The 12,640-nt window shown below is 41.2% G+C and carries 10 protein-coding genes; 9 read left to right on the top strand and 1 reads right to left on the bottom strand.

From position 1 onward, the window contains the following. Positions 1 to 265: 265 nt before the first annotated feature. On the bottom strand, positions 266 to 2,920 hold the full coding sequence (locus WC614_03825; protein MFA5032127.1) for a kelch repeat-containing protein: 2,655 nt from the start codon (positions 2,918 to 2,920) through the stop codon (positions 266 to 268). Positions 2,921 to 3,761: 841 nt separating this feature from the next. On the opposite strand from WC614_03825, the gene WC614_03820 reads away from it, so the two are divergent. The 9 genes from WC614_03820 (at position 3,762) to rpsK (ending at position 12,640) form a co-directional block, all read left to right on the top strand. Beyond that, complete coding sequence (locus WC614_03820) at positions 3,762 to 4,574, top strand: T9SS type A sorting domain-containing protein (GenBank protein ID MFA5032126.1); 813 nt, start codon at positions 3,762 to 3,764, stop codon at positions 4,572 to 4,574. 142 nt (positions 4,575 to 4,716) lie between these two features. Continuing rightward, positions 4,717 to 6,843, top strand: coding sequence for a T9SS type A sorting domain-containing protein (locus WC614_03815; GenBank protein ID MFA5032125.1), 2,127 nt, complete (start codon positions 4,717 to 4,719; stop codon positions 6,841 to 6,843). Between the two features lie 224 nt (positions 6,844 to 7,067). After that, entirely contained in the window at positions 7,068 to 8,351 is a 1,284-nt protein-coding gene (locus WC614_03810) for a T9SS type A sorting domain-containing protein (GenBank protein MFA5032124.1), read from the top strand. A gap of 176 nt (positions 8,352 to 8,527) precedes the next feature. Continuing rightward, the gene (locus WC614_03805) at positions 8,528 to 9,529 is read left to right on the top strand and encodes a WG repeat-containing protein (GenBank protein ID MFA5032123.1); all 1,002 of its coding nucleotides are present in this window, start codon (positions 8,528 to 8,530) and stop codon (positions 9,527 to 9,529) included. A gap of 190 nt (positions 9,530 to 9,719) precedes the next feature. Beyond that, positions 9,720 to 10,520: a hypothetical protein gene (locus WC614_03800; protein ID MFA5032122.1), complete on the top strand. Its 801-nt coding sequence runs from the start codon at positions 9,720 to 9,722 to the stop codon at positions 10,518 to 10,520. Positions 10,521 to 10,600: 80 nt separating this feature from the next. Further along, entirely contained in the window at positions 10,601 to 10,726 is a 126-nt protein-coding gene (locus WC614_03795; protein ID MFA5032121.1) for a hypothetical protein, read from the top strand. A gap of 174 nt (positions 10,727 to 10,900) precedes the next feature. Next, positions 10,901 to 11,443 (top strand): FlgD immunoglobulin-like domain containing protein, encoded by a 543-nt coding sequence (locus WC614_03790; GenBank protein MFA5032120.1) that lies wholly within the window; start codon positions 10,901 to 10,903, stop codon positions 11,441 to 11,443. 424 nt (positions 11,444 to 11,867) lie between these two features. After that, positions 11,868 to 12,266 carry a 30S ribosomal protein S13 gene (gene rpsM, locus WC614_03785; GenBank protein MFA5032119.1) on the top strand — a complete coding sequence of 133 codons (399 nt, stop codon included), beginning with the start codon at positions 11,868 to 11,870 and terminating at the stop codon, positions 12,264 to 12,266. Between the two features lie 2 nt (positions 12,267 to 12,268). Next, positions 12,269 to 12,640: a 30S ribosomal protein S11 gene (gene rpsK / locus WC614_03780; GenBank protein MFA5032118.1), complete on the top strand. Its 372-nt coding sequence runs from the start codon at positions 12,269 to 12,271 to the stop codon at positions 12,638 to 12,640.

Below are 12,640 nucleotides of genomic sequence, written 5' to 3'. Positions count from 1 at the left end.
TGATCAGCAGGCAGATTATCAGGTTATCAGAATATCAGGGACGGAAAATCGTTATTAGGATAGAAAGAAAAATCAGCATCGGGAGATGCTTCCCACATTTCACGATGGGAAGGGTATCCATGCCTACGGCAGGCAGGCAGGTTATCAGAGGATTCCTCCTACGGCGGACAGGCAGCAGGCAGAGTATCAGGGTATCAGAATATCAGAGAACAAAAAAAACAAAAGACAGAGATGGGGCAGTCGCCCCATCTCTACCCATTATTTATTATTTCAGTTTGATTAATTTGAGAGATTGTTTAGAGTTATTTCTTACGAAGTAGATACCTTGTTTTACGTTTTTGCCCATTAAGTTTTTGCCGTTCCAGACACCGTCTTTCGTGATTCCGACAACTCTTCCGCCGAGGTCGTATATTTTGAGTTCTTCTTTTGCACCGCCAATCTTCGTGCAGGCATAAAACGGATTAGGATAAGCCCTGAGCGGAGTCGAAGTGGGATTGGAATTCGATTTATCTTCTACACCGGCGCCGCAGTCTTTATACCATTTACAAGGTATTCCGTTTACTATTGACCAGAGTCTGTAATATCCTGCAAAGTCACTAATGCTTGGATGCACGATTGTGCGTGTTTCGCTCCAGGAACTACTATTCGGCATAGTCAGGATTTCTCCGCCGCCGTTGCCTTGCCAGTTTCCGCCGCCTACGCGGACAAGCGAAATAATCGGATGGTCATTTGAAGAGACGTGACAATGGTTACCGCCATCGGCTTCGGAAATGCCCCTGAATAAATTACCGTTAATGTCCATTGTAGAGCTTATCGTAGTTACCGCGGGACAATTTCCGATAGTTGACTGCCATGTATCAAGGTATCCGAGACCTATGTCGAAACTTTCTATCGAACCAAGGAAAGAACCGTTATTTCCGCCGATTGCAAGTATATAAGGTTTATCAATCGGAATAAGAACCGAGCCGTGATAAGCCCTGCTTGTAGCCATAGGCGATGGGATAGTTTTCCACTGATGCAATTTAGTTACCGGGTTGCAAATACCCGGGTCAAACAATTCGCAGGAATTGAGGTAAGCCGAACCCGTATATCCACCCGAAACAAGGACAAGCCCTGAATACAGGAGTGAAGCATTATGAGCGTATCTTGCGGTACCTAAAGGTGTTTCCGGTGACCATATGCCCAACAGCGGGTCATAAATTTCGCAGCTTGAGAGAGCGCCTCCGGCATTTCTTCCGCCCATTACGAGTACTTTACCCGACTGCAATAAAATCGCAGTCTGCAAGCTTCGAGCGGTAGCGAGCGGGCCTGTGGCTCTCCAGGTAGTTCCGTCCCAGAGTTCGCAAGTTGGTGTATAAGTACCGGCTGCAGTTTCTCCGCCGATAACGAGTACATCACCGTTAAGAAGTAAAATCGCCGAATGTCTTGCTCTTGCGGTTGCCATCGAGCCTGTGGCAGTCCATGCGCCCGAACTAAAAGTTTCGCAAGAAGCAACGTAACCGGTATTTTCACCGCCGGTAACGAGAATTTTTCCGTCTTTTAATTGTGTAGCGGAGTGGTCAAATCTTGAAGTTGCCATAGCTCCTGTAGCAGTCCATACGCCCGAGACGAGGTCCCAGATTTCGCAGGAGTTAAGAGCGCCTCCGGCATTTCTTCCGCCTGCAGCGAGGACTTCCTGGTCGCTGATAAGGTTTGCCGTATGGTGAGTTCGAGCAGTATTGAGGGAACCGGTGTATGCAGTGGAGTCCATTTTATAATTATATAATTCGCAAGTATTAAGTATACCGCCTGCGCCTTCACCGCCAGCGATGAGGACGTTCGTGGAGCAGTTGCTCGTATGTTTAATGGGGAGGAGAGTGATAGTAGCGGCTTCGCGCGCGGTTTTGAGTGAAGTTTTTGTATTCCAGACAGGATTAGTCGGGTCATAAATTTCGGGTATTTTAGCGGCGGTATCATTATTGAAAGAGCCGACAGCCAAAACTTTTCCTGTAGGAAGAATGGCGATAGAGAAGTGAGTTCTGCTATGCCAAATCATCGTATCAACAATAGACCATGTTTTTGCGACCGGGTCATACAATTCATTAACGCCGCTGTTATCGCCTCCAATCATAAGAACTTTTCCGTTAGGGAGGAGCGCGGGAGCTCCGATATCTCTGCTGTAGGTCATATTTCCGCTACCCGACCATGTATTAGAGTTTTCGTTATACAAGCTGGATGACGTACCTGTTCCTCCAAAGACAAGGACTTCGTCATTATATTCCGGAGCGAGGAGTACGCCCATATGTCCTGTTCCCCTTTCCACGGGGGAGTTTGGGGCTGCGTTCCAGGTTGCCGAAATCGGATTATAGACCTGTGCCTGAGCTCCGACCGGAGAGAAACCGAAACCTCCCATAGCTAATACTTTACCTGACCTGAGGAGGACTTCGATGCCCTGGTCGTGTTCGGATGGAGAGCTTGCGGTAGCTGCGTAAGTTCCGTTGGTATCGACTAACAAATAAGCCATATTATCATAATTTGCAAGGAGTCTGCCGTCTTTTAAAACGGTATAACAGTGACTAGTTTCCCAGCCGAAAGTCATAGCAGTAGTATCCCATGTATTGGTTGCGGGTTCATAAAAGAACCAATCTCCTCCGTCGCCGGCAAAGACTTTGCCGTTTCCCATCAATACGCCGACTGAGTGTGCGAGACCGCTATATGGCATACTGTCGAAAACTTCCCATTTTCCGGATGAGGGGAAGAAGATTTCGTGTGTGTACGGTGCGGGCGGGTATCCACCAAGAACCATAACTCTGCCGTCGGTGAGGAGAGCGAGACTGTGACCTTTTCGTCCGAAAACAAGGCTGTCCGTGAGACTCCATCTGGAAGCGTTTAAGAGAGTGGAAGCTAACAAAAAAATGGCACAAAAGACATATTTTCGCATACGTCCTCCTTTTTTTTAGGTTATAAAAAATTAGTATTAATATTTCATCTGTCAAGAAAAGATTGTGGGGGAGAGAAAAAAAGTTTTCACCGCAGAGACGCAGAGTACGCAAAGAACAAAAATAAAAGCAACAGAGAATGGAAGAAAGATAGAAAACCCAGCGGAGCTGGATAAGTTGGACTAAGTCCCTGATGGAACAAAGTCCAACTAACATAGAGAACGCAGAGAACTGAAAACAAATAAGACTTAGGGTTAACAGATAACAAAAAAGATAGAGGCCAGAGAGTAACAGAAAAAAGAATAATCCACCACGAAAAATTGAAAAACAAAAGAAGAACACGAAAAACAACAGAATAAAGAATATTCACCGCAGAGACGCAGAGTACGCAAAGAACAAAAATAAAAGCAACAGAGAATGGAAGAAAGATAGAAAACCCAGCGGAGCCCAGAGGGCTGGATACGAATCCCTCCGGCAAAAGATTCCGGACAACAAGCTCTAACTAACGTAAGAGCTTGTAAGTAATCGCTAAAGCTCAAGGGCTTCGTATAATTCATAGTAAAAACTGTAATAGATAGTAACAGAAAAAAAAGATAAACAGATAAAGATTAACGCAGAAAAAAGAAGACGGAAAATTATAGAGTTGAAAAAAGAACACCAAACAGAATACAAAAGATTTCGACAGGATTAACCCTCCTGCGGCGGGCAGGCAGGATAAAAAATTGAGAGTTAAGAAATAGGAATGTTTTATCGTATTTGCTTGACAAGAAAAAATAGGAAAGTAATATGAAGGTCAAGTAAGTGTGGGGAGTATATAATATATTAAATAAACAGGGGGTTTAAGTGAAATACTTTTTAAGTGTTATGGTTCTTTTTATTACGATTCAGCAAGCTAATGCTGAAAATATTTTATCTAATCCCGGTTTGGAAGAGTGGCATGATACTCTCAGCGTGCAAATGCCTATCGGCTGGTTTACCAGTGAAAAATATAGCGCAGGGACAGCAACTCGTTCTACTAATGTGCATACAGGTAGTTATGCAATCAGCTTAACTACTTTGGATATGAATAATGTAGGTTGTATTCAAAGACTGGATATTCCTGTTTCAGGTGGTAAAAAATATAATTTCAGTCTTTACCACATCTGTACTTCTTTCGGTGGCGGAGCAATGATATATATAGCAGAGATAAGTCCTTCAGATACTCAACTACTATTAAATGCTGATTTTTTCTCTAATACTACTTGGACTCTTTTTGATACCAATTTTACAACTGCCACTAATACAGTTGCAGTATCTTTTAGTTGTGTAAATATGAGTTTAAGTTACGGCTTGAGTTTGTACATAGATGATATTAACCTGAGTAGAATATCAGGAGTAAATGAAAACTACAAATCGGAAGATATGAGATTAGAAACGTACCCTAATATTTCTACTCACTTTACAAATATCAAATATTCCCTTCCCGAAAGAACTAATGTATCCTTGGGAATTTATGATTTAACGGGGCGGTGTGTGAAGACGTTGGTTGATGGGGAAAAAGAGGCGGGGAGCTATAGTATTAAATTGGAGGGAAAAGAGTTGACGAGCGGGGTGTATTTTGTGAAGATGAAAACGGGGAATTACAGCGCGACGAAGAAGTTAGTGTTGATGAGGTAAAGAATAAGACATATAGGACATATAAGTCGTATAGGACATATAAAGAAAAAGACAGAAAAAATGTCGGAGGGGGAAGACGTTGAACGAAGTAGGTAGTAGATAGTATGTAGTAGGTAGGGAAGAGAAAACAGGAGGAAAAGCCATGAAAAAATGTATTTTATTTTTTATTTTTAGTGTGATTGCATCTAATAGTTTTGGGCAATATGCGGGGTGGAAGACTTATATGGGCGGAGGAGATTATGTATTTTCCGTTATCAGTGAAGGCAATAAAATATGGATTGGAACTGAGGGTGGTGGATTAATTTGTATGGACACTACTACATATGACATGGAGTTTTATACAACAGCAAATTCAGGACTTTCCCATAATCGTGTCTGGGCTCTTGCCGTAGAAGATACAACGATATGGATTGGGACTAAAGGGCGTGGATTAACAAAGTATGATGGCACAAACTGGACAGTGTATATGCAAAGCAATTCAGAATTGCCTTCCGACGATGTTAATGCTATTGCCGTAGAAGGGACAACAATATGGGTTGGGACTAATGCCGGATTAGCAAAATTTGATGGAACGAACTGGACAGTGTATGATACGAGTAATTCAGAATTGCCTTGTGACGGTGTTAATGCTATTGCCGTAGAAGGGACAACGATATGGGTTGGGGCCGGGTGTGGACTTGCGAAGTTTGACGGCACGAACTGGACTGTATATAATTCGAATAATTCAGGCTTGCCTTATGATGATGTTAGAGCTATTGCAATAGAAGGAACAACGAAATGGGTTGGTTGTGGTGGATTAGTAAAATTTGACGGGACAAACTGGACAGTATATAATTCGAATAATTCAGGATTGCCTTATAATAATGTTAGCGCTATTGCAATAGAAGGAACAACGAAATGGGTTGGCACTTCTGGTGGTTATTATTATGGTGGCCTTGCGAAGTTTGACGGAACGAACTGGACTGTATATAATTCGAGTAATTCAAGATTGCCTTATAATAATGATGTTAGGTCTATCGTAATAGAAGGGACAACTAAATGGATTGGAACCAACGGTGGCGGGCTTGTAAAGTTTGATGGAACGAACTGGTCTGTTTATACGGGATTACCTAACAATTATGTTAGTTTTATTGCAATAGAGGGGACGACAAAATGGGTTGGGGCCGGTGGTGGACTTGGGAAGTTTGACGGCAAATGGACAGGGTATAATTTTTTAAATTCCGGACTGCCTCCCAGCGGCATCCGTTCTTTTGCAATAGAAGAGACAACGAAGTGGATTGGGACTACTACTGACGGATTGGTAAAGTTTGACGGAACGAACTGGACTGTGTATGATATGAGTAATTCAGGATTGCCTTATAGGGATGTTAGCGCTATTGTAATAGAAGGGACAACGAAATGGATAGGAACTTATGGTGGCGGATTAGCAAAATTTGATGGTATTAACTGGACTGTATATACCAAGAGTAATTCAGGACTACCGTCTAATAAAGTTAGTCATCTAGCATTAGAAGGTTCGACCAAATGGGTCGGGACTGATGCCGGATTAGCAAAATTTGACGGCACAAACTGGACTGTATATAATTCGAGTAATTCGGGATTGCCGTATAATTATAATGAGATTTTATCTCTTGGAATAGATGGAACAACGAAATGGGTTGGGACTTATGCCGGATTAGTAAAATTTGACGGCACAAACTGGACAGTGTATGACACGAGCAATTCAGGATTGCCGAGGGATGAGATTTCGTCTCTTGCAATGGAAGGAAGCACTAAATGGATTGGCACTTGGGGTGGCCTTGCGAAGTTTGATGGGACGAACTGGACTGTGTATGATATGAGTAATTCGGGGTTGCTTGCGAATTATATTACTGCTCTCGCAATAGAAGGAAGCAATATCTGGATTGGAACTAGTGGTGGAGGGCTTTCGGTATATAATATGACAGGGATAGAAGAACAGACAATTGCGGTCCCGCCAGGGCGGGATGTCGCTACGCTCCAATTTCGGGAAAACCCGTTTGTGAAGTCAACGGTTATTAGTTATACCATCCCTCCTAATAACTATTATACTAATACACTATTAACGAAGGTTCAATTAACGATTTATGATTTAACGGGGAGAACGGTGAAGACATTGATTGATGGGGAGAAGGATGCGGGGAGTTATAGCGTTACGCTGAACGGGAAGGAGTTGAAGGCAGGGGTGTATTTTGTGAGGCTGAGTGCGGGGGAGTTTACAGAGAGCAGGAAGATAATTTTGATGAAATAAGAGATAAGAGAAACAACAGAATACAAGGAATTTAGGACGCAGATTAACGCAGATAATCAGGATAAAAAAAGTTAGAAAACTAAAAAACAGAAAAAATAATATTTAAACATATAAAAAAGGATAGACAGAAATAAGGATTATCGTGTAGATTTGTAGGGTAAAAGAAAACCCAGCGGAGAAGGGGAGAAAAGAATAAAAAGAAATAATAGGCAGGAGGGAAAAATATGAGAAGAAATTATATATTATTTATTATTTTTAGTGTGATTGCGGGGAATTGTTTTGCTAAATACGTAGGATGGACAGTCTACAACACCTCGAATTCCGGTTTGCCTGATAACAATGTATGGGCTATTGCAACGGAAGGAAGTAATGTATGGGTTGGCACTGAGTATTGCGGCCTTGCGAAATTCGATGGCACAAACTGGACTGTGTTCAACCAATCAAATTCCAGTTTGCCTAATAACGCTGTCGGCGCTCTTGGGTTAGAAGGAACGACCGGCGACATTTGGATTGGTACCGGTGATATGGAAGGTTATGGTGGACTAGCTAAGTACAACGGGACTAGCTGGACTGTGTATAAAACCTCAAACTCAGAGTTGCCGGCCAACTATGTTTACGCACTTTGGATAGAAGGTACAACTGGCGCTAAATGGATTGGGACCTGGGGTGGTGGTCTTGCGAAGCTTGACGGTACTAACTGGACAGTGTTCAATGAATCAAATTCAGGTTTACCTGACAATCATATTAATGCTCTTGAGGGAGAAGGAACAACTGGCAATATCTGGATTGGCACTAATGGCAATGGTATTGCAAAGTTTGACGGAACGAATTGGAGTACGTTCAACACCTCAAATTCGGGTTTGCCGAATAACTATGTAAATGCTCTTGGGGTAGAAGGGACGACTGGCGACATCTGGATTGGCACTCGTGGGGGACTTGCGAAGTTTGACGGGACAAACTGGACAGTGTATGACACTTCAAATTCCGATTTGCCCCATAACAATGTTTATGCTCTCGGGATAGACGGGAGTGACAAATGGATTGGCACTAAAGGTGGGGGACTTGCGAAGTTTGACGGGACAAACTGGACCGTGTATAACACTTCAAATTCAGAATTGCCTGATAACAATGTTGCTGTCCTTAGAATAAAAGGTGGTAATATCTGGGTTGGCACTTCTACCGGTGGCGGGTTGGCGGTATATACTACGACAGGGGTAGAGGAGAAATCAAATTTGGATTTTGGATTGGGGATTGCGGATTTAAGAATAGGGAAAAACCCGTTTGTGAAGTCAACGGTTATTAATTACGAATTACAGAAAAGAGATAAAGTGTCATTGAAGATTTATGATTTAATGGGAAGATGCGTGAAGACGTTGATTGATGGGGAAAAGGAAGCGGGGAGCTATAGTGTAAAATTGGATGGGAAAGGACTGACAAATGGAATTTATTTTGTGAAATTAAAAACGGGGAATTATAAAGAAACAAGAAAACTAATATTAATGAAATAAAGAAGAAAAAAACAGAATAAAAGGAAGTTTTAACAGTGATTGAAAGAGATTGTAAGAGATAAAAAAACAGAAAGTTGTAAGATTAAAAATAAACTACAAACAGAAACAAGGATTATAATATAGATTAACAGGATTCCGTAACAGACTTGGAACTATAGTAAAAGAAAGAGAGAAATATGAGAAAGATAATCGGGTGTTTGATGTGTTTAATTTTTTGTGAGGCGGTGTTTGGCGTGTCCGAGAAAGACAACTGCGGGTTATTTCCTGTGATACAGGGTGGAAAAAGAGGGTACATTGACAGCACGGGCAAAATAATAATTCCCCTAAAGTTTGATATCGCGTGGGAATTCAATGAGAATTTTGCTCCGGTGAAAATCGGAGACAAATACGGTTACATTGACACAACCGGGGAAATAGCTATTGTCCCGCAGTTTGAGGACGCTTCAGGATTTTCCGAAGGGTTAGCCGCGGTAGAGGTGGATAAAAAATGGGGGTATATAAATACAAAAGGAGAAATGATAATCAAGCCGCAATTCAAAAATGCCAATAATTTTTCGGAAGGGTATGCGCAAGTTAATCTTGAGGGAAAAACAGGTTACATTAATACTACAGGAGAAATCGTAATTAAACCGCAGTTTGATTATACAACGGGATTTTGGGAAGGGTTGGCGTTGGTAAAGACAAACAACAAATATGCTTACATTGACACAACCGGAAAAATCGTGATTAAACCACAATTTGATAATGCCTGGAATTTTTCCGAGGGATTGGCATTGGTAATGGTAAAAAAGAAATACGGGTATATTGATAAAACTGGAAAGATGGCGATTGAGGCGAAATTTGAAAGAGCATTGAATTTTTCGGAAGGGTTGGCACCCGTAAAAATAGGCAAAAAAAGGGCATACATTGATAAGACAGGTAATATCGTAATTAAACTACAACCCGATTTTAAGGAAGACGATGGAATTGCAACTTTCCAGAATGGGATAGCGGCAATAAGAATAGACGGGAAATGGGGATTCTTTGATACAACGGGAAATATAATAATAACTCCACAGTTTGATAATTTTGTAAATATACTGCACCCTTTTAATAATGGGTTGGCAATGGTAAGAGTTAACGGAAAACTAGGATACATTGACAGAACAGGGAAATATGTGTGGCAGTCAACAGACTGAGTGGGAGCACAGAGAAAAGGGATGCGGGGACGGGGAGAAACGGAGAACACAAAAAAAGAAACAGAAAGAATTTAGGACGCACCCTCCCCTCCAAACAAAACGGCGGGCAGGCAAAAATAATGGCGGGCAGGGATTGAACGCAAATAATTAGGATAGAAGAAAGTAGAAAATTAAAAAACAGGAAATAACAATGAAATTAAAAATAATAATTTTAATATATATTTTGTCTATTAATGTGGTTTTCGGCGAGACGCTTCTTCCCGATTCCATCCGGAAAAATAAAATGGTGAAATTTGACATTAATAAAAAAATTAAAATAGATTTGAACGGTGATAAGAAAAAAGAAAATATAATGGTATCTTTTCATAGAGAGACAGGCGATACAATAATTATAAACATTAATAATAAAACTGCGATTAATTATAGTTCGGACATCCTTAACTATTTCTATATTGTAGATATTGATTCAACTGATAAATTTCTGGATATCGCCATAGAAGATGACGGACCAAGCGATGACCCGATTACGACTTTCTACAGATACACGGATTCCATTATAAAGTTGGGACGTATACCGGGAAATTCCCAGCATCGTCTATCCAGAGAAGTATTTACGCTGGGAGGCGATGGTTTTATAAAAACAAAAGGGAGGGGGAGAGTCCTTTCTACATGGTATTATGATGCGAAATATGCGTTTTCTAACCAGAAAAACAAAATCCTTCAGGTTGACACGGAATTTGTTACTATGAACCAGAATGTCGTGCTTTTATGTGATTTGCCCTTATATACTGCAATCAACGATACAACAATTAAAACTATATTAAAGAGCGGGAGTCCGTCGAGAATCGCTATTACGGACAACAAAGAATGGTTTAAAATAGAAGACGGGCAAGGCAATTCAGGATGGTTTCGAGTAGAAAGATATTCAACGGTAAAAAACGTTAAAAAACATTCCAGCTCGGTTTTTAAAGGATTATGCTTTGAAGATTAAAAGAACTTGACTAAATAAAAAATTATTATACTAAAATACTATAATAAAGAAGTAAGAGTGGAAAATACGAGGAGGGGAATATGAAGTTTTTAAATATATTAGGTGTAGTATTAGGGCTTGTTTGTTTTGGCAGTGTTTTATCGGCAGATGAAATCGCTTATGATAATGGCGCTCTTGGCGTTTACTGGCCGTGGAGTTCCAGCTGACCGCATTGTTATGGGTACAACGGAGTAAGGTTTACTCCGACACAAACGCCATGCAGAGTTACCGGAGCGCGCGCCGTTATAGGTTCATGGGGCGGAGCGGGTTCATTATGCAGTTTATTTGTTTATACCGTAAACGGGGGAAATCCCGGAAGTCGTTTAGCAACGGCTACTTCTATGGCTGCGACACAAGTAGGACAATGGATTACGGTAACGTTTCCCACGCAAAATAATTTCAACGGGGACTTTTTTATAATTGCATTCATCTATAAAAGCACTACTATGGGCATAGCGACAGATGGGGCAGTTGATTATGGGGACAGGGGCGTATGTTCAAACAACCTTTCGACGTGGAACAATTATGCGTCCGAAGGACACACGGGAGATATGATGTTGCGGGCAACGGTTTCGTATAGCGGGATTGAGGAAAATGAGGGCGCAGGCAAGGAAGGAGTTTATTCGATTTCGCCGAATCCGGTAATCAACAGAAGTGTTGTTTCGTATACGATAAAAGAGAACTCGAAAGTTTCTTTGAAAATATATGACATTGCGGGCAAGGAAGTAAAGACTATTGCGAACGGTATCGAAACAGCGGGAACGAAAAAAATAGAGTGGAATGCGAGAGATAACGTTGGGAAGAAAATAAATTCGGGCGTGTATTTTTGCAAGATGCAGATTAACAATAAAGAAGTGGCAACAAAGAGTTTGATAATTTTGTAAATCGGAAGGCAAAAAGAAAAAGATTAAGGACTTGTAATCCAATTACAGGGATAACAGCCTATAAAAAGAAATGCCACGCTTCTCCGCCTCAGGCGGACTGGATAAGTCAGAAACACTGATAAGTTGGACTAATGTTCTTAGGAGCACAAAGTCCAACTAATTAGAGTCCAACAGGATAGGTATCTCTCCGGCAACAAACTCTGGACAACAATCCCTAATTAACATAAGGGATTGTAAGTAAGAACTAAAGTTCTAAGAGCTCCCTATAATGCTTCCGCCTAGGGGCGGATCACAAACTCTAACTAAAGGACATATAAGACATATAAAGAAAAACAGAAATATAGCGTTTTTATGAAAAAGTTTTAATAAGGGCTTTAAAAGATTTTTGTTGACATATTTATATAGTGTGATAATTTGACCGTCTATGGCAAGAATTTTTGGTATTGAAATACCCGATGCGAAGAGGGTAGAAATAGGACTTACATATATATTCGGTATCGGCAGGACGTTATCCGTCAGAATACTTGATAAAGCGAAGATATCCGTTGATAAGAGAGTGAAAGACCTTACGGATAAAGAGATGGAAAGCATCAGAAAGATCATCGAATCGGATTATAAAGTAGAAGGTGCATTGCGTTCGGAAGTAAGCGAAAACATCAAAAGGTTTATTGAAATCGGTTGTTATCGCGGGGGAAGGCACAAAAAAGGCTTACCTGTAAGAGGACAGCGAACGAAAACAAACGCAAGAACGAGAAAGGGTAAATCAAAAGGCGCGGTTGCACTGAAGAAAAAAGCAGATAAGATGGGCGGCAAAAAAGGTTAAAAATGGCGAAAAAGAAAATCAGAAGAGTTGACCCAAACGGAATAATACATATATACGCAACATTTAATAATACAATCGTGACCGTAACCGATATGACGGGAAATTGCCTGTCATGGGCATCCAGCGGAAGCGCAGGATTCAAGGGAACGAGAAAAGGGACTCCATTTGCAGCGTCGTTATGCGCAAAAAAATGCGTTCAGGATGTCGTGAATGCGGGAATGAAAAGAGTTGAAATCTGGTTGAAAGGCCCCGGCTCGGGAAGAGACCCGGCAGTAAGGTCAATTAAAGGAAGCGGATTAAAAATCATAACAATTAAAGACTTAACTCCTCTTCCGCATAACGGCTGTAGACCACCAAAACCACGGAGAGTGTAA

Source organism: bacterium (genome assembly GCA_041649255.1).
Classification (GTDB): domain Bacteria; phylum Hydrothermota; class UBA3073; order JACQXS01; family JAQTXJ01; genus JAQTXJ01.
Note: the sequence above shows the minus strand (reverse complement) of the source record. Positions and strands in the feature narration are given on the sequence as shown.